Origin of the sequence: Ruminococcus flavefaciens MA2007 (assembly GCF_000621845.1) — a bacterium.
In the GTDB taxonomy this organism is placed as follows: domain Bacteria; phylum Bacillota; class Clostridia; order Oscillospirales; family Ruminococcaceae; genus Ruminococcus; species Ruminococcus flavefaciens_E.
Genome location: NZ_JHXF01000013.1, coordinates 1 through 19711, shown reverse-complemented (window position 1 = coordinate 19711; position 19711 = coordinate 1). Strand labels below are relative to the sequence as shown.

At 41.2% G+C, this 19711-nt stretch carries 20 protein-coding genes, 4 tRNA genes and 1 pseudogene; 19 read left to right on the top strand and 6 right to left on the bottom strand.

All coding sequences use genetic code 11. The annotated features are described in order from the left end of the window. Window positions 1-251 precede the first annotated feature (251 nt). The gene (locus T497_RS0107250; protein ID WP_028515046.1) at window positions 252-1403 is read right to left on the bottom strand and encodes a DUF6076 domain-containing protein; all 1152 of its coding nucleotides are present in this window, start codon (window positions 1401-1403) and stop codon (window positions 252-254) included. 261 nt (window positions 1404-1664) lie between these two features. On the opposite strand from T497_RS0107250, the gene T497_RS0107245 reads away from it, so the two are divergent. From T497_RS0107245 to T497_RS0107220, 6 genes are all read left to right on the top strand, one after another. After that, complete coding sequence (locus tag T497_RS0107245) at window positions 1665-2030, top strand: hypothetical protein (protein WP_028515045.1); 366 nt, start codon at window positions 1665-1667, stop codon at window positions 2028-2030. Between the two features lie 760 nt (window positions 2031-2790). Next, on the top strand, window positions 2791-3015 hold the full coding sequence (locus tag T497_RS0107240; RefSeq protein WP_028515044.1) for a hypothetical protein: 225 nt from the start codon (window positions 2791-2793) through the stop codon (window positions 3013-3015). 120 nt (window positions 3016-3135) lie between these two features. Next, the gene (locus T497_RS0107235; RefSeq protein WP_028515043.1) at window positions 3136-4764 is read left to right on the top strand and encodes a recombinase family protein; all 1629 of its coding nucleotides are present in this window, start codon (window positions 3136-3138) and stop codon (window positions 4762-4764) included. A gap of 295 nt (window positions 4765-5059) precedes the next feature. Next, entirely contained in the window at window positions 5060-6199 is a 1140-nt protein-coding gene (locus T497_RS0107230) for a M50 family metallopeptidase (protein WP_028515042.1), read from the top strand. Between the two features lie 184 nt (window positions 6200-6383). Further along, complete coding sequence (locus T497_RS0107225; protein WP_028515041.1) at window positions 6384-7064, top strand: hypothetical protein; 681 nt, start codon at window positions 6384-6386, stop codon at window positions 7062-7064. A gap of 184 nt (window positions 7065-7248) precedes the next feature. Continuing rightward, window positions 7249-7602 carry a hypothetical protein gene (locus T497_RS0107220; RefSeq protein ID WP_028515040.1) on the top strand — a complete coding sequence of 118 codons (354 nt, stop codon included), beginning with the start codon at window positions 7249-7251 and terminating at the stop codon, window positions 7600-7602. A gap of 12 nt (window positions 7603-7614) precedes the next feature. Here T497_RS0107220 and T497_RS17995 read toward each other — a convergent pair whose 3' ends face one another. From T497_RS17995 to T497_RS0107205, 3 genes are all read right to left on the bottom strand, one after another. Then, on the bottom strand, window positions 7615-7863 hold the full coding sequence (locus T497_RS17995) for a DNA methyltransferase (RefSeq protein ID WP_347491682.1): 249 nt from the start codon (window positions 7861-7863) through the stop codon (window positions 7615-7617). Then, window positions 7797-8513 carry an N-terminal phage integrase SAM-like domain-containing protein gene (locus tag T497_RS18975; RefSeq protein ID WP_028515038.1) on the bottom strand — a complete coding sequence of 239 codons (717 nt, stop codon included), beginning with the start codon at window positions 8511-8513 and terminating at the stop codon, window positions 7797-7799. The genes T497_RS17995 and T497_RS18975 overlap by 67 nt, the downstream gene beginning before the upstream one ends. A 130-nt stretch (window positions 8514-8643) precedes the next feature. Further along, window positions 8644-9198 carry a hypothetical protein gene (locus T497_RS0107205; protein WP_028515037.1) on the bottom strand — a complete coding sequence of 185 codons (555 nt, stop codon included), beginning with the start codon at window positions 9196-9198 and terminating at the stop codon, window positions 8644-8646. Between T497_RS0107205 and T497_RS16135 the strand changes: the two are divergent. Next, window positions 9193-9921 (top strand): annotated as a pseudogene (locus T497_RS16135) (IS256 family transposase); the annotation flags it as partial. The gene T497_RS0107205 and the pseudogene T497_RS16135 sit on opposite strands and share 6 nt — an antisense overlap. 270 nt (window positions 9922-10191) lie before the next feature. On the opposite strand, the gene T497_RS0107195 reads toward T497_RS16135, so the two are convergent. Next, a complete protein-coding gene (locus T497_RS0107195) occupies window positions 10192-11469 on the bottom strand; it encodes a phosphatidylinositol-specific phospholipase C domain-containing protein (protein WP_028515036.1) in 1278 nt (425 codons plus the stop codon). Window positions 11470-11909: 440 nt separating this feature from the next. Beyond that, window positions 11910-12704 carry an alpha/beta fold hydrolase gene (locus tag T497_RS16130; RefSeq protein WP_051530567.1) on the bottom strand — a complete coding sequence of 265 codons (795 nt, stop codon included), beginning with the start codon at window positions 12702-12704 and terminating at the stop codon, window positions 11910-11912. Window positions 12705-13036: 332 nt separating this feature from the next. On the opposite strand from T497_RS16130, the gene T497_RS18785 reads away from it, so the two are divergent. The 12 genes from T497_RS18785 to T497_RS0107130 all read left to right on the top strand — a co-directional run. Beyond that, window positions 13037-13321, top strand: a complete 285-nt coding sequence (locus tag T497_RS18785; RefSeq protein WP_242839987.1) for a hypothetical protein — start codon at window positions 13037-13039, stop codon at window positions 13319-13321. A 3-nt stretch (window positions 13322-13324) separates the two neighbouring features. Beyond that, window positions 13325-14416, top strand: a complete 1092-nt coding sequence (locus T497_RS16125; RefSeq protein ID WP_278244731.1) for an MATE family efflux transporter — start codon at window positions 13325-13327, stop codon at window positions 14414-14416. Window positions 14417-14977: 561 nt separating this feature from the next. Continuing rightward, on the top strand, window positions 14978-15202 hold the full coding sequence (locus T497_RS0107175; RefSeq protein ID WP_028515035.1) for a helix-turn-helix domain-containing protein: 225 nt from the start codon (window positions 14978-14980) through the stop codon (window positions 15200-15202). A 12-nt stretch (window positions 15203-15214) separates the two neighbouring features. Beyond that, window positions 15215-15291: transfer RNA gene (locus tag T497_RS0107170), tRNA-Glu, on the top strand. Window position 15292: 1 nt separating this feature from the next. Next, window positions 15293-15366: transfer RNA gene (locus T497_RS0107165), tRNA-His, on the top strand. Window positions 15367-15464: 98 nt separating this feature from the next. Then, window positions 15465-15555, top strand: a tRNA-Tyr gene (locus T497_RS0107160). Window positions 15556-15591: 36 nt separating this feature from the next. After that, window positions 15592-15668: transfer RNA gene (locus T497_RS0107155), tRNA-Glu, on the top strand. A gap of 183 nt (window positions 15669-15851) precedes the next feature. Further along, window positions 15852-16397 (top strand): flavodoxin family protein, encoded by a 546-nt coding sequence (locus T497_RS0107150; protein ID WP_347491665.1) that lies wholly within the window; start codon window positions 15852-15854, stop codon window positions 16395-16397. Window positions 16398-16409: 12 nt separating this feature from the next. Beyond that, window positions 16410-16874: a GNAT family N-acetyltransferase gene (locus tag T497_RS0107145; RefSeq protein WP_037324615.1), complete on the top strand. Its 465-nt coding sequence runs from the start codon at window positions 16410-16412 to the stop codon at window positions 16872-16874. Next, entirely contained in the window at window positions 16861-17517 is a 657-nt protein-coding gene (locus tag T497_RS0107140; protein ID WP_242839985.1) for an alpha/beta hydrolase, read from the top strand. The genes T497_RS0107145 and T497_RS0107140 overlap by 14 nt, the downstream gene beginning before the upstream one ends. A 770-nt stretch (window positions 17518-18287) precedes the next feature. Continuing rightward, the gene (locus T497_RS0107135; protein WP_028515031.1) at window positions 18288-18989 is read left to right on the top strand and encodes an SDR family NAD(P)-dependent oxidoreductase; all 702 of its coding nucleotides are present in this window, start codon (window positions 18288-18290) and stop codon (window positions 18987-18989) included. Window positions 18990-19124: 135 nt separating this feature from the next. Beyond that, on the top strand, window positions 19125-19711 hold a 587-nt coding region (locus tag T497_RS0107130), incomplete at its 3' end, for a response regulator transcription factor (RefSeq protein WP_028515030.1).

Below are 19711 nucleotides of genomic sequence, written 5' to 3'. Positions count from 1 at the left end.
TTGCACCTCGCAATTTGATTGATAGTCTTTTCGCAAATTGTTTCAAGCAGTTTTTCCACGAAATCGCAAATTGTTTTTTGCTATTATACCTCATAATCGCGAAATTGTCAAGTGCCTAAAGGAAATTCCTTATGTTCATGTTGACTTTTATACAAAATTAGGATATAATACATTTAACAGAACCCGACACGCCTCTAAGCTATGCGTACCATGTCGGGTCGTTTAATTATTCTAGATTATAGGATATATTATTATACCCTGATCAACTGCTGATACTCCTCCATCTCAAGCTCACCATCGGCAGCTTTAGTTCGCAGTTCGATAGCGTAGTTGCCCCACTCAGCGAACTGAGACTTGCTCATTTTCTTTTTCATATAGCGAGCGTAGTGCTGCTTGTATGCACGATTGTATATCTCCCACACAGGATCACTCTTTATCTTCTCCTTGAAGTTGTGACTCATTGCGTTATCACGACATGTCTTCGGAGGATTGCTGCTGACCAGTCGCTTGCAGTAGTGTGAGAATGTAGTGTGCTTCATGATGAACCACCGACCGCAGTTGCGGCACTTGACAGGCATGAACTTCTCCTCGATACACTTGAACAACTCAAAATACAGAAAGGCTCCCAGCGATGTGAAACGGTAAGTCTCACAGAGTATGGGACCTTTTTTCGTCTCGATAACTGTGTGTCCCATGCACATACTTCCGCTTGAAACAATACTTGTATAACGCTGAAAAGTATCAATCACTTTCTGAGTTGTCGGATAACTGTTGTGGTCACAAAGCTCGTCTACAAACGGCATAAAGATTTTCTTAACGCGGATAACGTCCTCAATAAAAGTTGAGAACTCGTTTGTCATTTGCTCGATACAAGTTGTGAAGTCTGCGGCATCTTTTCTGTTTTCATAGTTGCTGAAAACCTTCTTGCTGTCAAATTCGTAATCAGATAACGCTCGCAGTTCGTGAAGTTCTTCCGTGATGTACATTTCCTCATAGGACACAGGAGTGTTCTCTGCGTTGACAAAGTGTTCGTTGTAGTCATCGACTTCAAACTCCGAGTCCTCATAGAAAGGCTCGTCAAAGATGTCATTGTAGTATGCGAACAGATTTCTCAGGAGACCGTGTCTGAAATGTTTTGTGTCGTAGGGCGGAAGTGACTTTGCAATGTCCATGATGCTATCGTATGTGAATTCTATTTCCTGTGCGCACTTGCCTATGTCAGCAGGGCTGAATAAGGAACTGATGTTCAGCTCTGACTTTGCACGTTCACACACGTCAAACAGTTCACCTAAGTCATAAATATTCATTGAAAAATAGCGCAGAAGTATCTCTCCGAGCGGATAAACTCTGCCGTCGGAAAGATATATTTTTCTGTCATGGTAGTGTGCTTCTATCTCAAACATAATAACTCCTTTCAGAAATAGTGTTCTGTTTCGTCAAAGTGCATAACACTGCGATTTGTCTTGAAAACAGCTATATAAACAGTCCAAAATCAAGAGTTTACAATTTGTTCATAAAAATAGATTATAGATTGAACTCTGTAGAGATAGTATACTATATCTATTGACTTTTGTCAAGAGAGCGTGTATACTGAACACAGTTAAGACGTCCGGACAACTCTTGACATCACAAGTAAAAACTCGAAACGCGAAAGGAAGATGTAGATGAAAGATTTGAACGTTATCAACTGCACAGCATACTCTAACGGCATCAATTCACCGCTTGAGTATCTCAACATCACTACGCCTGCCGAGTTCAAGGTGGTGATGGACTTACTCTGTTACTACGACAGCGAAAAGAAAACCTCGACCATAAGCCGCACAGGTATTGCAAGAGATACTGCAATGTCGGTAAGCAATGTTGAGCGCGCACTGAAAACTCTTGCGCAGAAGGATATCATTCGTATCCACAACAACTATGCTGACAACGGTCGTCAGGTCGAGAACTCTTATGAGGTCGCATTTCTCAACTATGACATGGACGAGGACAAGCTCCGCGACGCAGAGCTGGCACTTCAGTTCAAAAGCTGAATTGTCATAGGGGCTGTGTCATGATGTCATAGGCTTATATATTAAGTATACAAGAGAATATATACTTAATACAGAGAAGGAAGATATTATATTACTTGATAGTTATATAAACTATGTGCCTTCTTTTCTTTGCAATGATAACTGTGACAGTAACCGTGTAAGGATTGATTATCCGAAACACGCACAAAAAGCCCCTTGTTTGCCGCCTTCAGAGTGAAAATGGTATAGTTACCCCACCGCTCCCGTTGAATGCAGTTGTCGCGCAACGTGGAGCGAGTGTGGGGGTATATCAGAGGGAGAAAAAACGGACAAACCTGCGGTGCGGAAGTCGGTCCGCAAGACCGGCAAGCATAGCAAACGGCGTTCCGTTTGCCGCTGAAAACGGGAGAACCCGTGCCCCTTTTTGGTTTGCAGGAAAAAGGCTGGCGTCATTTGCGCCCGCCATTCCACATCGGACGGGCAGTGCCCGCCGATTTTTCGGCATTTGCTGTGACGTAAGCAGAGGCGTCTTTCCGTGGGAATTTCAAAAAAGCAGGCGTCTTTTTTGAGAAAAAAGCCAGATAAAGGCTATGATTAGGGAGATATGGGAGGCGTCTGAGCAGCATAATTGCCGCTGTGAGAGGAGTGATAAAAAAACGAGTAGGCCTCGCAAGGGATGCTCAAAAAGTCTGGGCTGGTAACACGCAGGCTCAGCAAAGACGGTACGATTTGATTTTGTACCTGTGAATTTGAATTGAATAGTTTTAGAGGAGGCGGATGTATGAGCGTAAACCTTGAAAAGACTCATTGCAGTGAAGATCCCGAGGTACAGTCCGTATTGCATCACGACTGTACTGTTGACGGTGTCACCTATCGTGTTTGGTCTGCTTTCCTTGGCAGGAAAAAAGCTGAAGAGTCGCTCGGAGAACTAATGCTCCGACAGCTCGAAAGGGGGTATGAAAAGCCTGCCTTTGATGCAAAGCAGACCGAGAGCAAGTCGATGTAAAAGTCGGAAAATGTTTTTTGTGCAGTCCTACGAAATCAGCTGTGCACACTGGATTCCTGAGCGGAGATGTGGTATACTGTCCGTGTAAGGATCTGCTGCACGGCTGTGAAAGGAGTTATAATGAAAAACAAACAGCCTAAAAAAGCAGCTCTGTATTGCAGGCTCTCGGTCGATGACGGGCGAATGGGCGAAAGCGTAAGCATTGGCTCGCAAAAATTATTACTGGAGCAGTACTGCAAGGATCATGCGATAGATAATTACGAAGTGTACGATGATGACGGATACAGCGGCACTAACTTCAATCGCCCTGGGTTCCTGAGAATGTATGAGGATATCAAAAAGGGCTTGATTAATATGGTGCTGGTCAAGGACCAGTCACGATTCGGAAGATCGTATATTGAAGTTGGAATGTACGTCGAAAAGTTTAATGAGCTTGGAGTACGCTTCATTGCAGTCAGTGATAACTATGACTCGGTGAAGAATGAAAACGATATGATGTTCCCTATGCGAAACGTGCTGAATGATTACTACGCGAGGGAGGCATCTATTAAAACCAAAACAGCCAAGAAAGCTAAAGCAAAGGCCGGTCAGTTCATCGGTTCAAAGCCACCGTTCGGTTACAAGCTCGATCCCAATGACAGGCATCACCTTGTGATTGACGAGCCTGCCGCTGAGACAGTACGAAGGATATTCCGAATGGCGGCGCAGGGGATTGGTTACAATAAAACCGCCAAAATCTTCCGCGAGGAAAAAACTCTTACGCCGATAGCTTACTTTAATCTTCATAATCCCGACTACTTCAAATCGGATTATTGGAGACGGGAATTCGACTGGCACGTTACTTCTATCCGAGTGATACTTGAAAACGAGGTCTATCTTGGTAAGCTCGTATATGGAAAACAGAAGACCAGGTCGATGAAAAGCAAGAAGAAGGTCAAGTGTCCGCGTGAGGAATGGATAATAGTTGAGAACTGTCATGAGCCTATAATCTCTCAGGAACTTTGGGACAGCGCACACAGAATGATGAGCGTAAAGCGTCGTGCTACCAAGACAGGAGAGTTCCAGATATTTGCGGGACACCTGTACTGCGCAGACTGCGGTCATGCGCTCACCTACTCTCAGAAGCAGCGCAGAGATGGCACATATCATGGAGCATACTCTTGCTGGCTGTACAAAACTCATGGCAAGGAATACTGTGCATCGCATTACATCAACTACGATGTTATCTATGACCTTGTGCTTAAGGACATAAGGCGGCTGCTGAGATCTTACCGTAAAAACAAAGACGGTTTCAGAGCCTTCCTTGAAAACAGATGCAGCGGTATCAGCAGTAAAAGAATAGTAATGCTGAAACATGAGCTCGATAAGGCACAGGAAAGAGTAGCCGAGCTTGACCACCTTCTGAATAAGCTTTATGAGGATAACGCTCTTGGCAAGATTCCTGATAACCGTTATGTTCAGATGTCAAATAGATTTGAAGATGAACAGTCCAAACTGAAGGAGTCGGTAAATGAGATGTCATCAGAGCTTGCAAAATATAAGCTTACAACTGACGAGACAGAAAAGTTTACAAGTGTCATTGATAAGTACACTGACATCAAAGAGCTTGATGATATTATCATAAATGAGTTCATTGATAAGATATTTGTCCATCATAAAGAAGACATTGACGGAAAGACCTTTCAGCAGGTCGAGATATATTATAAATTTGTGGGAAATCTGAATCAGACTACTAGGAAAGCAGCGTAAAATAAGCATAGAGGAAACGACTGTTTCCTCTATGTGACAACCTGTAGTCGCAGGTTCGAGTCCCGTCACAAGCTCCAAGCAAATGGCTTAACCACGCGGTTTATGGACTGCGTGGTTAAAATTTTATATACCGTTTTTCTCTAAAAATGTCATTTTGGTTCTTACGTAAGAACCAAAAATATGAGTATTTTCTTCCAGTACACTATTTGTCCAAATAGGCGTTTGGTTCTTATTTGGTTCTTATTGGTTCTTACGCAATATAAACTACAATAAAAAACTACTAAGGAGAATTGAAATGAAAAAGAAAAAAAATCAAAAAATAATATTTCTTTTAACTGCGTTTTTTATAGGCTGCTTCGGTGGAGGCTTGGTAGCTGGAAAAATAATCAAGCATATATCTCCCAGTTCATTAACTGTAAGCGGAGCAGACAAAACAGCTATGGTAATTACAGCTTGTGTTTCACTTTTTATTTCTTATCTGCTTATAATAATAATACATGAAGCGGGACATCTTGTTTTCGGTTTGCTCTCAGGGTACAAATATCTGTTATTTAGAGTAGGCTCACTTACACTGATAAAGCGCAATAATAAATTTGAATTTAAAAAAATGTCAATAAAGGGTACAGCAGGACAATGTGTCCTTATGCCCCCAGAAAGCAAAGAACCTGAAAAAGTGCCTTTTTTCCTGTATCACGCAGGCGGAGGTATTTTCAACATCCTGACTGCTCTTATCACATTTCCAATAGCTTTTTCAATCCACGGAATCATTATACGTACTTTCCTTTTGGTATTAGGAGCAATATCTCTAGTCATTGGCTTTACTAACCTTATTCCAATGATAATACAAGTTCCAAATGACGGCTATAATATAATGATGATGCTACGAAATCCTGCTGAAAGAGTTGCAATATACAAAACACTGAAAGTAAACGGGCTTCTCTTTAACGGCATGACTCTGTCACAGATTTCTCCCGAGCTTCTGGCTCTTGGCAGCGAAGGCTTTTACAAAGCAGCTGAAGAATTACTAAAAGGACAGGCTCTTATGGATAAAATGGATTATGAAGGTGCAGAAAAGATATTATCCGAAGCTGCAAGTGATGATAAGATCAAGTATTATCAGCTTGAAAGCCTTTCGGAACTGATGTTCTGTAAAATAATGAATGGTGCATCTGCTGAAGAAATTGAGAAGATATATGATCAGGAGCTTGCAAAGTACATTACCTCTGCAGGTAAGACATTTATTTCCAAACGAAGACTTATGTACGCTTATCAATTGCTTATCAAGCATGATGCCGAAGCCGCTGAAAAGGAATATCAGGCTGCAATGAAGCTTAAGGATACATATCCGATTGAAGGCGAGATAATTTCAGAACTTAAGCTTATAAATGAAATAAGAAAACGTGGAGAAATAATAAATCCCGAAAGCATTTCATGATTCTTTTGTATCAACCTCCTTAACTAACTCTACATACGGAATCTGCTGTCTGTTGAAGATAGCATACACCGCGCCGATTTGTGCATATTATAGCGTTTCCGGATATTGACATATCGTCATAGGCACTGTATAATCATAGTAACAGAAATCGGTATTTATTTAACTACTTGATTTGGAGGATGTTATGGGACTTGATCTATACATAGAAGCTAAGATAACTGAGAAGGCAACAGGAAGATGTATTACTATGCCCGATACAGAAGATGCACGAAAAAGAGTGCTTGATCCTGACGTATTTGATCCCGAAGAATGCCAATATTTTACTGTATTATGGATGTGCGGATGGGATGCGGCTGTACCTCGTAACAGTTGGATCGACATAATAAACAGGTATCTGAAAACTAATTATAGCTATGATGATATCATTATTCCTTTTCCTCAATCGGCTTTAAGAGAAATGTGCAGCTGCCTTTTCAGCAATGCGATTTTTCCTGAAGATAACCGCTTCTTATATGAAGTTGAAAGCAGCTACTGGGATATACATCAGCGTGAAAAAGAAAATAATATTCCGTATATGGAGCTTTCTGATGATGAAAAAGAATTCCATAAATGGGATGAACGTGAAAACGATGAATACAATTTCCTGATAAAAGCCAATCTGCTGCGAAAGTTTATATATGAATTAGAACGTATCCATTATGAAAACAGGTACACAGCACTTGAATCAGACAAGCATGAAGGATTATGGGAAAATCATTCGTACAGATTACCTGATAGTTTTATTATTCTTGAAGAGGATCGTCAAAAATTCAGAGCAAACCCACAGGCATACGAATGGTCGTTCAGGATTTTTAATTCCTACTGAATTCAAATTTATACGTATAATACCTCGTCAGACTTCCTTCGTCTCCACCTCTTTCACCAACTCTGCATACGGAATCTGCATCCATTACATATAACATACACCACATAGTTGTTTCCGGATATTGACATATCGGCGGAGACATTGTATAATCAAAAAAGTCATTATTAAGAGGGTATGTGATATCATGAGAAAACTTGCATATTTGAAAAATCCATATAAATGCAATAATAAAGATACTGTATATAAGATTGTAGTTTATCAGAAAAAACGCGGAGAAGTTTTCCTTTTTTATTATTGCGACGAAAAGGCTGTGCAGGCATCATTTGATGAATATTGCTTTGATGATCTGGAAGGTGTTCTTGAGGACTGGAACGATGAAATTGATGATAGAGGGTGGATCGATATAGACGATCCGTTGCCTGATTGTCAGCACGACGCTTTGATTCCCATTAGGGTAAAAGGACGTAATATCGGTAAACCGGAATGGGGAAAGCTTGAAACACTTGTTGATGGAGAATGGGTTGATTATAATCCATGAATAAGCTAACTATCAGCTTTCCTTTATCTCTTTCCATTTGACTAGTTCCGCATACGGAATCTGTTGTCCGTTACGAATTACATACACGCCTTCGGCATTCCCGGTGTCCTCAACGTAGCGCCGGAGGATGACGGAGGCGTATTTTTCGTCAAGCTCCATCATGTAGCAGATGCGGTTCATCTGTTCACAAGCCATTAGCGTCGAGCCGCTGCCGCCGAAAGTGTTGATGACCACAGCATTCTCCTGCGTGGAGTTGCCGATGGGATAACCGAGCAGGTCGAGCGGCTTGCTGGTCGGGTGATTCGCATTTCGTATAGGCTTTTCTCAGGTTTCTCTACCGTACAGTAGTCTTTACGCTCTATCGGCTTTATAGTAGTCAAAGAAACCCCTGCTTTTCTGGAAAGTTCCGACTGTGTCATTCGCTCATGTTTATACTTCTTTCCGTCATAAACAAGAATATACTTTTTAAAATCAACATTGGGTGTTACAGCTTCGTTTGTTTTAACTGTCCTTCCAAGCAATGAAGCATAAAAATCGCTCAGGTGATGCGGCTGTATCTTGTTCAGACTAATGTGACCGATGCTTTTCAGAACGTTCTTCAGCATTGCTTTATAGCTTGCCAGAGTTGTCTTTTTCAAGCTTACCTCAGCATATTCCCTTAGCCACATTTCATACAGCTGTCTGAATGTAATACTGCTGTCAACTGTAAGTCCGAGATCGCATTCAGACTCAAACAGCGCTGCTTGTTTCTGAACTTCTTTTTTTAATTGAGCCTTTGTAAGTCCTTTCGGCGGTTTCCATGTTTTTACTATAACATTCTGTTTCCCGTCAGAGTTATATCCCTGAGAAACACGGAATCTGTAACTTGTAACTTCGCCGTTTTTATTGCGACGTTCTTCTATTCTTGCCATAGTATCCTCCTTACATAAATGATAGGTTTAACTTTTGGTTTATCGCTTTAAAGCATAACATTATAGTGCGTAACTGTCAAGATGTTTTACATAATATTTTTCATTTAACAATTTCTTTGCCTGATTATGGTTATTCAAGCTCATTATAACGTTTCCTGTCACGACTGCGATCATGCTGGTTATCTGAGTTAAGAAAGCAATCAATATTATTTTTCATCTTTCTCAGCTCATCAAGTTGTGGTCTCTCGTTTTTTATCTCAGCCCAGAGCTTGTCCGCTTCTGTCCTCAGCTTCTTCTGTTCTGCCCTGAGTTCTTTGATAAGCGGAAGTTTTTTATCTCCGAAAGCCTTTTTAATTGACCTCTCGGCGGCAGCATAAAGGATAAACTCAGCTTCATGTTCGTGCCTGTACTTTTCCTTGCCGAAATGCTTGGGACCACCTTCAACAACAGGTTTGGTCTTTCTGTAAACTTCAATATCCTTTATCTGTTCTTCCAGAATCTTTATGCGTTTTTCATTTGCTTTGGATCTTTCTTTTTTTTCATATAGCTTATCTGACAATTCAGATATTTTTGCATCAAGGGTGGAAATATCGGAAATATTATTTTCTGAAAGATAGTTTACAGTCTCAGCTACAAGTTTGAGATTGAACACCTTTGCCCAGTTCGCATATCCTTTGGATTGCATGCAGTTGTATTTCTCGACGCTATACACTATCATGTCCGCAGCGAGGGACAGATCATCAAGAAGGCTGTATACATAGCCATAGGTGTTAATATGGACGGCAGGAAAGACGTTCTCGGTATGTGGGTAGGTGAAAATGAGAGCGCCAAGTTCTGGGCAGGCGTACTTAATAATCTGCGTAACAGAGGCGTTGATGATATTCTTATCGCCTGCACCGATAACCTGACAGGCTTCTCTCAGGCGATAGAAGCTGTATTTCCTAAAACCGATATACAGAACTGCATAATTCATCAGCTCAGAAATTCCAGCAAATATGTATCTTACAAGGACATCAAGGCTCTTATGGCAGATCTGAAAAAGGTCTATACTGCCGCCACTGAGGAAGCTGCTCTGGATGCTCTTGATTCCTTTGCAGCAGCCTGGGACAGCAAATATCCCAAGATATCAAAGCCCTGGTACGAAAACTGGCCTAATCTAAGCACATATTTCAAGTTTCCTCAGGAACTGAGAAAGCTGATCTATACGACCAATACCATAGAAGGCTTCAATCGCCAGCTGAAGAAGGTCACCAAAGCCAAGTCCGTATTTCCGACAGATGACAGTCTTTTCAAGATGCTGTATCTGGCTATGAAGGACATCACGAAAAAATGGACCGGTCGCCGTCAGGACTGGAGTCGAATCTACGCTCAGTTGGTCATTTACTACGGTGACAGGATATCCGAATAACATTTTCATCTTGACAATCAAATAATCATGTGCTAATATGCTGATAAGACCGACTGCTTTCACAATCGGTCTCATCATATACTCTTTTATTGCACTATTTTTCGTTTACACAGAATTTGGGATTGACTCGCAACACCCAACTCCTTTTTAGTTTCTGACAATTATTTAACTATAATTTTTTTATACTATGTTCTCACGTGCAAACACCGGTAGATACAACGTGAACTTTGACAGACTGATTATTGCATTCAATTCAATGTTTTTTATTCGTTATTTTAGTTTGTTTTTTGAGAAAACTGTTTTTGTGATATTTTCATCGATAAAATCAAAGAGAATAACCCCTGTATAACAGTTTTCATTATTGGAAATGCATTCCACTACACGAGGATTTAGATAGTCAGCATAATGCTTAGGAGAAAATCCGTTCCCCATAGCTCCTGCCCAACCTGTAACTGCACTTACATAATTGATTTTTAAATTGTTAGAAGCAAATGGGATATCTATATTCTCTTTTATCAGTGAGAGCTTAAAATTCTCGCTGCAATTAGGTAGAAAAGTATTGAATTTATCTCTTAAATCATATGGATCGTATACATCCTGTATCAACATATCAGGAGTATTACCTCCACCATATTTAAAGCCATAACCACTATTGAAGAAGAAATAATTATCAGTAAGATTATCGAGAACAACTATCTTTCCTCTTACTTCCTTTAATGTCGGCCATTCTGTTTTGCCGTTTCTTCTCCAGAACAATTCACCAAATTCGGAGAATAAAAAACCAAGGTTATAATTTAGGATAGATACATTATCCTCACTTTCAAGCTTCGTTCTCATAAGAATGGTTTCTTTCGGATTTTCTTTCAGGAAAGAGCTTATCCATTTCATTGCCTGCCACATACCGTCTTTACAGTCTATATCACCATGACGTCCTTCAAGATTCTGATTGATCCTTATGTCTAAAAATCTGCATCCGATGTTCAGCTGCTCCATAATGTCCATTTTCTGAGTTTTGGCGGTGCTCTCAATTACTGCATGGGGAACACAGTAAGCCAAAGAATCGTGTGTTCCGGGGATATTGATCTTATTCAGAGGAGTTTCGTCATTGAGCCAGCCCATCCATCTTGACGGTTGTACAGGTCCATTAAGATCATACTCTTTTATTTTATTCTCAGGTTTCGCTTCCTGCTCTTTTTCCTCTACAGGCACAGCCATTATACCGTCATGCAGCCAGTTTACTTTTTGAGGTACTGAAGAAATGCCGTTAAATTTCAAGCGTGTCACAGTAAAATTACGTTCATTAGCGTTAAATAACGAAATATGCACTTCTTTTTCAGGATTATTCTCGAGATAATAAATAACTGTGCCGCGATCATCGCCCTTTGCGTGAAAAATACATTCATCCCATTCAACATAAACAGTTGCACTTGAGTTTGCTTCGATAGTTTCAGGAAAACTCCATGAATCCATTTGATATGATTTGCAATAACGTCTTTTCATTCTTGAATCTGTCTTGTTTTCGATTTTTATTTTTCCACCCTGTCCCATAATATGGACCTCCTTTTAAATTTTATAGAATAAGTATTGTTTGTTTTCGTGCTGGATCTTTTTATCCTTTGGTTTAGCATTCTGACCTCATGCTTAACATAAGATATGAAAGATGTTTATTACATCAGCTGCAATTATACAGCTGTTTGTATCATTTGTTGGTTCTCTTGGTGTGATTACATGATAGCATATTTCTTTAGTTTTATGTGCAGAATTACAATTCTGTAATTTAATTACAATTCTGTAATCGGCACAAATATAAAACAGCCTGTACTTAACTGTACAGGCTGTTTCTGATAAAAAAAGTCTTTTTGTTCGGGAATTCTTTCATTGAATCTTTTTTTGATTGAGAGAATGTGATATAATATTCGTAAAAAGCATTATAATTTCTCTGAAAGAGCCAATAAATATGAAAAAGAATATATCCAAGATCCGCCTGCTTAAAAGGCGGCTTCCGCTGAGAGTTTCTGATGCTGTTCAAGCAGTTCAAGCATGATCGTGTTGAAGCGTTCCTTATGAACAATATTGCAAACATGGCCGCAGGAAACCATCTGTATCATACGTCCACAAGAACGCTGTGCTTCAAGAATGGTGCGGCGCAAAAAACATGAATCCAGCATACCTGAAATATAGGTGTTTTCAGGGTGATATTCCTTTTCAAACATCTTGCTGAAACGGAATGCCTGATTGAAAATATGCATATAAAGCTTGAATTCCTGTTTATTTAGTGCGATAGCACATTTCCTGAAAATACTGCGGCTTTCCTGATTGCGCTTGCCGGGCATTATTATCCAGCTGAAAACATGATAGACAGCTACAAATGGAAGTTTATCACCTATTTTTGAAAACAGCTTAGCACAGCCGTGCAGAAGTGTATTGACTGTTGCGACTGCACCAACCAGAATACCGAATTTTACATACTCAGGATAAAAAGCCTCTATATACTTCACAAAGACTGTGCCCAGTGAAACGCCCATGAATATAGCATTGCGGACGTTATGCATATCACAGACAGCGAGTATCTCTTTGCTGATTGCATCCAGAGTAACATCAATCTGCGAAAGCCGCAGATTCCCTTCGTTGTGGCTGGGCAGATCAACAGTAAGCACATTGAAATACTTAGAAAGCAGAGGAATCTGATATTTCCAGATACGTGAATTGCCGCCAAAACCATGTAGCAGCACTATCGTTTCGGTATTGCCGTTCTCAGCAGTAATAAATGTGTTATATAACATTATCAGCAGCCTCCTAAGTATAAAATTGTACAAATAGTAATTCCTTTATAAGTATTATATCATAGGCGGAATGCGTTTGTCAATATAGATTCTGCGATGTTTACTACACATTCACAGATATTTTTATTTTTGAAAACAGGAAATGATGAATTAGATAAAGTATACTAAATGTATTGAATATAGAGGCGTTTTGATTTATCCTGATAAAAATATTTTATCATTATTGTGAAATATTCTGAACATTAGATAGTTGATTCTTTTTATTAAATATGATACAATAAAGGTGTTCTCAGTTAGTGATATTTTTTCAGGAGAATATCGGAAGTGATATAATGTCAAAAATAAAAACAACAGAAAATTCTCTTGGTACAAAAACGATAGGATCACTGCTGCTGTGTCTTGCTGTTCCTGCAATTATAGCAAATGTTGTCAATGCTCTTTATAATATCGTTGACCAGATATTCATTGGACATGGTATCGGAAAGCTTGGAAATGCTTCCACTAATGTTTCGTTTCCGCTGACTACCATATGTATGGCAATAGGTCTTATGGCAGGACTGGGTTCGGCGGCAGGCTTCAACCTGGAGCTTGGAAAAAAGAATGAAAGAAGAGCATGAAGCATTGCAGGTACAGCCGCAGTAATGCTCGTTATAAGTGGAGTGATTATCAGTAGTCTTGTGCGGATATTTCTTGAGCCTTTGCTTATATTGTTCGGGACTACTGATAATATTATGCCATATGCAGCAGAATATGCAAGGATAACCTCATTCGGAATACCTTTTCTGAGGTTTTCAACAGGTATAAATCCGCTTATCCGAGCCGACAGAAGTCCCGGTTATTCAATGGCTGCTGTTATTTCAGGCGCGATGCTGAATTTGATTCTTGATCCGATTTTTATCTTTGTATTAGATTTGGGTATCAAGGGTGCTGCATGGGCGACAGTTATCAGTCAGCTATTATCAGCGCTGATGATGGCTGTGTATTTCGCGCATTTCAAGTCTGTGAGATATGAACTTTCGGACTTTATTTCGATATGGAAAGAGATGGGGTACATATGCAAACTGGGCTTCAATGCCTTTATTTTTCAGTTTTCAAATCTACTTGTTCAGATCGTGATGAACAATACGCTAAGAGCTTATGGTGAAAAGAGCATTTATGGCGGAGATACTCCCATTGCTGCTGCCGGTATCGTAATGAAGACAAGCGTTATTTTCTTTGCTATGATAAACGGTTTGATAAATGGTGCACAGCCGATATGCAGCTATAATTACGGTGCTGAAAAATACGATCGGGTGCGTGATGCCATAAGATTGTTTATGAAGTCAGCGATTATAATTTCAGCTATAATGTGGATTTTATTTGAGTTCTTTCCTAAACCGCTCATAAGTTTGTTCGGCAGTACATCAGACGATGAATTGTACCTTGGATTTGCAGTAAGTTTTATGAGAAAATACCTGTTTTTCACTTTTATAAACGGTGTGCAGATATGTTCGGTCACTTTTTTTCCAGCCATTGAAAAAGCATCAAAAGGAACGATACTTTCGTTTACAAAGCAGCTTGTCTTTCGCGTTCCGCTTCTGCTGATAATGCCGTTATTCTTTGGCCTAGACGGCGTCATGTATGCACAGATGATGTCTGATCTGTTGTCGTTCTCATTAGCTGTTGTATTACTGAAAGATGAATTCAGAAAAATGTCGAAACACGCTCTGTGATTTCCGATAGCCTTGTTCAGAATCTTTGGATATCAAAACGACGAGATACGCAGGCTTTTCCTTGACGGTAATTTTATAGCAATAGCAGTTATGTATGTTGTGATAGTGTCACTATGCAATTTATCATAGATTTGAAAAGGCAATGATTGAATGATAAGCGGTTTCATTCTATTTTGAACAGCATTATATCTTATCAACTCTCTATATTTTATAAAAATATACCTGTAGTTTACTTGATTTCTTCAAAAAGCTATGTTATAATACAGGTAAAGTCAGAACAGAAAAGGTCGCAGGACGACCTCTGTAACAAGAATAATTACGAAAGGAGTTACCCGAAATGAAACAGTTTACTATGGTTTATCTGTACAGTGAACACTATGAGGAAAGTTTCTATCACGAGAGTGAAGAGGCTCTATTTGTGCTGCATACAGATAAACGTAGTGGATAGTCATTTCGGAGAACACTTTCTTTGTGTTGTGATCCATACAAATGATAAACACCGTCTGTATGCAAGCAGGCGGTGTTTTTGTTTTCATAATACAAGGAAAGGAGTTGCTCACGATGCCAATAATTGATGTAAAGGCAACAGGCAATAATATCAAAAATATCATAAAATCTAAAGGCTTCAAAATATCCGATGTGCAAGCGAGATGCGGTTTCAATACACCGCAGGCTATCTTCAAGTGGATGCGCGGGGATGCTGTTCCCACTATCGACAACCTGATAATACTGGCGGATATGTTTGATACGCCTATAGATAAAATAATAATCGTCACCCGAATATGAGTGACGAAATATGGCGGATTCGTCTAACAGGTCAGGACAAGAGGCTTTCAATCTCTAAATAGTGGGTTCGATCCCCCTATCCGTCACCAGGTAGTCGTCGTCTAATGGAAGGACGTCAGATTGTGGCTCTGAAAATGAGAGTTCGATTCTCTTCGATTACCCCAGCGCCGAGCGGGCGCGCGCAGTTTCGCGTTTCACTTTTGGCGGAGCGCGAAACACCTCCGCGCATATAAATGTCGAGAAACACGACATTTTCAATTAAGGGCAAGTATGCATAGCGGCGATTGCAGCGGACTGTAAATCCGCCACCCTTGCGGTAAACATCGTAGGTTCAATTCCTACCTTGCCCACCAATAATAATCTCCGCCAGTTTTTGAGCGGAGACATATGGCGGATTCGTCTAACAGGTCAGGACAAGAGGCTCTCAACCTCTAAATGTCGGGTTCAACTCCCACATCCGTCACCAATGGTCGCATAAGCCTAACTGGCAAATCTCAGTGCGACCGCTATAAAAACTTGAATTCAACATTCCCTAAATCTCCTCGAAGCGATTAGTAAATCGTTTCGGGGTAATCATTTATGCAGTTGTCTGTTCACAAATTAATCTTGAAAAACTGCATTTTTTCAGTTATAATAATTGAAAAGAGAGGTGTTGAAGTTGAGCAACATAGTAATTCTTGTTGGCAGTGTGAGAAAAAACGGCAATACTGCGCGGTTGGCACAAAGCTTTGCAGAAGGCGCTGCAAAGAATAATAACGTGGAGATAGTGTCAGTTGCCGACTATAATGTGAATCCCTGCATTGGCTGCAACAGCTGTTTTACACGCGAGGGAAATCAATGCTTTCAGGATGATGACATGGTGCAGATATATGAAAAGCTGCGGAATGCGGACATTGTTGTAGTCGCTTCGCCTGTATATTTCTACGGTATCAGCGCACAACTGAAAGCAATCGTGGACAGGCTCCACACTCCCATGCGGAACACATTCCACATCAAAAAACTTGGACTTCTTCTTGTGGGAGCAGCAAAGCTTCCGAATCTGTTTGAACCCATAGTCATGCAGTACCAAATGGTGCTGGACTTCTTCAAGCTTAAAAGTATCGGTACAGTACTGGTACGCGGAGTCAAGGACATCGGTGATATCGAAGGTAGCTCCGCACTGAAAGAAGCGTATGAGCTTGGAAATTCAATATAGGAGAATTTGTATGTGTATAATAAAAAAGCTGAACGTATTGATCTGCAAGAGATATTGCAACTTCAATACCTTGCCTATCAGAGCGAAGCAGCTCTGTTCGGCAGCAGAGACATTCCTCCGCTGAAACAGACTATTGATGAAGTCATCGAGGAGTGGGATAGCGGCGTAATATTGAAAATGACTGATGACAAAAATACTATTATCGGCTCTGTCCGCGCAAAAGAAAGCAACGGAACAGTTTATATCGGCAAGCTTATGGTACACCCCCATCACCGACATAAAGGCTATGGTTCAAGGCTACTGTCCGAGATTGAAGGATACTTTCCTGATAAGCGCTATGAACTTTTCACAAGTACAAGAAGCCTTGATAATATCCGTCTGTATCAGAAACTTGGCCATACGATATTCGCTCGAAAAGTGATAAATGACGAACTTGAATTTGTGTACATGGAGAAAAATGGAAATGATCAATATTAACGGCAGAACCTGCCATATTATAATAAACGGTGCTGACCTGCCTACGATATACTGGGGCGAGATGAAAAACAGCTCCGAAACTATTGAAAAAGTCCTTGCACTGTGTGAGGGCGTAAAGTGTAACTATGTTGTTTATGAGGTCGAGGACTGGAACGCCGACTTCTCGCCGTGGGAGTTCACGCTCAACAAGAAAATGTCCTTTTCGGGCGGCGGACGCTCAACGCTGGACTGGCTTGTGAACAAATGTGTTACATACTGTGAAAAGGAGTACGGTCTCACGGGAAAGCGTGTCCTCTGCGGATACTCCCTCGCAGGACTTTTCAGCCTGTGGGTGTTCTATGAAAGTCAGGCGTTCAGCGGAGTTATCAGCTGTTCGGGCTCGCTGTGGTTCGGGGACTGGATAGGCTACGCTGAGAGCCATACCGCACCGCAGAACAGCTTCGTTTATCTCAGTCTCGGCGACCGCGAGGAAAAGGCTCGGGACCGTATTATGGCGACTGTCGGGGACTGCACTCGCAGGCAGTATGAGCTTGTGTGCGGCGATAAAAACGTGTCCCGTCATATCCTTGAATGGAACGACGGCGGACATTTCAATGAGCCCGAGAAGCGGATTGCAAAGGGCATAAAATGGCTGATAGAATAAGGAGGGATAATATGCAGGACAGATACGCAGGCGATATCGGAGACTATGGAAAACTCGGACTGCTTCGGAAGTTGTCTGAAAAATTCAGTATCGGTATAAACTGGTACAATCCCGGAGAGCTTGATTTTGAGCGTGACAAGGACGGCAAGTTCAAGCAGGAAGACGGAAAGTATCGTGATTTTAAAAGTGTAAAAGAATTCGATGATAAACTTGCTTCCGCTCTTGAAACTTTGAAAGACAATCATTCCATTGAAATGCTTGAAAAGTTGAAATTGATAAATAATACAGTTTACTATAACAAGCTTGTTCCGAGAGAAAATGCGAAACGTGAAAAATGGCATAGCGCCGCTTTGAAAAAGCTTGGAAAGTGTGATGTTGTTTTTCTTGACCCCGATAATGGGCTTATCTGCAATTCGGTAAAAACAGGTTCACCTCAAAGCGTGAAATACACTTATTACAGCGAGGTCAAGGATTACCTTTCACAGAATAAAGCTGTGATTATTTATAATCATCGCAGCCGCAAAAAGGAAGACATATATTTCAATGAAGTCATTGAAAAACTGGGTAGTGAAGCAGGTGCTGAACGGGATTTGATACAGGTCGTAACATTCCGCAGATTTTCGGTCAGAGATTATTTTATTATCAGCAAAGATGAACATACTCACAATACTATCAGAAGTTTGATTGCAGAATTAGTTAAGAATTCCTCTAATGATAACAAACCGTTTTGCACTTTTTCTGATGTGAAAAAAGCTTCAATAACCAGCGATATATTCAAAAACAAAGTAGCCGTAGTAACAGGCGGCGCAAACGGGATAGGCAAGTGCATAGCCGAGGAGTTCCGCAGAAACGGTGCGGCGGTGTGCGTTATCGACAAAGCCGAGGGAGACCACTTCGTCGGCGATATTTCAGACAAGACCGTGCTTGAAAAATTCGCAAAGCAGGTCATAGCTCAGCACGGACACATCGACTTCCTCGTGAACAACGCTCTGCCGCTGATGAAAGGCGTTGACGAGTGCAGCTATGAGGATTTCCAGTATGCGCTGTCAGTGGGCGTGACTGCGCCGTTTTATCTGTCGAAGCTGTTCGCTCCTCACTTCAACAAAGGCGGCAGTATCATCAATATTTCGTCTTCACGAGACCGTATGAGCCAGCCTCAGACCGAGAGCTACACGGCAGCGAAAGGCGGAATAGCAGCCCTCACTCATGCTCTTGCGGTTAGCCTTGCAGGAAAGGTGCGTGTGAACTCTATCTCTCCTGGCTGGATCGATACGTCCTACAAGGTCTATGACGGTCCCGATGCATATCAGCAGCCCTGCGGACGTGTGGGAAATCCAATGGATATCGCCAATATGGTGATGTTCCTCTGCTCCGACAAGGCAGGCTTCATCACAGGCGAGAATATCTGCATCGACGGCGGTATGACCAAACTGATGATATATCACGGCGATAACGGCTGGGAGCTGAAATGATAATAAAACCGCAGTTAATTCTGCGGTTTTTCTTTTACCTTAAATCAAATGCACATTCGTCCTTTTTCTCTAATTGACCTTTCCGTCAGGTTATGTTATAATAATTAAAATGTTGATTTTTCGGAGGGGAATACCATGAGAATGATACTTACAGCCGAGGACGACAAAGAGATAAACCGCCTTATCTGCGAATATCTCTCCTCACAGGGCTATAAAATGTTGTCGGCACTGAACGGTCTCGACGCAGTGCGCATGGTACGCGAAAATACAGAACTTTCATTGCTGATACTTGACCTTATGCTCCCTTTTCAGAGCGGAGACATGGTATTGCAGAAGATACGGGAGTTCTCAGACATACCTGTTATTGTGGTATCGGCAAAAAGCGAGACAAGCTCAAAGATAGACCTGATACGCATGGGAGCAGATGATTATATCACAAAGCCCTTTGACCTTGACGAGCTCCTTGTCCGCGTTGAAGCGGTACTTCGCCGTTATGACAGGGGATCCGATAAGCAGTCCGTATCCAGAATACTCACATTCAAGAACCTGACCATAGACGTGACAGCAGGTACAGCAGAGGTCTGCGGAAAGGCTCTCAGCCTCACAAGCAAGGAGTTCGCAATACTTGAGCTCATGCTCGGCAATCCCACAAAGCTCTGGTCGAAAGCCAACATCTTTCAGAGCGTATGGGGCGAGGACTACCTCAGCGACGACAATACTGT

What these genes read in the sequence shown, in the direction of transcription:
- T497_RS0107250 (WP_028515046.1), bottom strand. Translation starts at nt 1,403, where the DNA reads ATGTTTGAGATAGAAGCACACTACCATGACAGAAAAATATATCTTTCC.
- T497_RS0107245 (WP_028515045.1), top strand. Translation starts at nt 1,665, where the DNA reads ATGAAAGATTTGAACGTTATCAACTGCACAGCATACTCTAACGGCATC.
- T497_RS0107240 (WP_028515044.1), top strand. Translation starts at nt 2,791, where the DNA reads ATGAGCGTAAACCTTGAAAAGACTCATTGCAGTGAAGATCCCGAGGTA.
- T497_RS0107235 (WP_028515043.1), top strand. Translation starts at nt 3,136, where the DNA reads ATGAAAAACAAACAGCCTAAAAAAGCAGCTCTGTATTGCAGGCTCTCG.
- T497_RS0107230 (WP_028515042.1), top strand. Translation starts at nt 5,060, where the DNA reads ATGAAAAAGAAAAAAAATCAAAAAATAATATTTCTTTTAACTGCGTTT.
- T497_RS0107225 (WP_028515041.1), top strand. Translation starts at nt 6,384, where the DNA reads ATGGGACTTGATCTATACATAGAAGCTAAGATAACTGAGAAGGCAACA.
- T497_RS0107220 (WP_028515040.1), top strand. Translation starts at nt 7,249, where the DNA reads ATGAGAAAACTTGCATATTTGAAAAATCCATATAAATGCAATAATAAA.
- T497_RS18975 (WP_028515038.1), bottom strand. Translation starts at nt 8,513, where the DNA reads ATGGCAAGAATAGAAGAACGTCGCAATAAAAACGGCGAAGTTACAAGT.
- T497_RS0107205 (WP_028515037.1), bottom strand. Translation starts at nt 9,198, where the DNA reads ATGCAATCCAAAGGATATGCGAACTGGGCAAAGGTGTTCAATCTCAAA.
- T497_RS0107195 (WP_028515036.1), bottom strand. Translation starts at nt 11,469, where the DNA reads ATGGGACAGGGTGGAAAAATAAAAATCGAAAACAAGACAGATTCAAGA.
- T497_RS16130 (WP_051530567.1), bottom strand. Translation starts at nt 12,704, where the DNA reads ATGTTATATAACACATTTATTACTGCTGAGAACGGCAATACCGAAACG.
- T497_RS18785 (WP_242839987.1), top strand. Translation starts at nt 13,037, where the DNA reads ATGTCAAAAATAAAAACAACAGAAAATTCTCTTGGTACAAAAACGATA.
- T497_RS0107175 (WP_028515035.1), top strand. Translation starts at nt 14,978, where the DNA reads ATGCCAATAATTGATGTAAAGGCAACAGGCAATAATATCAAAAATATC.
- T497_RS0107140 (WP_242839985.1), top strand. Translation starts at nt 16,861, where the DNA reads ATGATCAATATTAACGGCAGAACCTGCCATATTATAATAAACGGTGCT.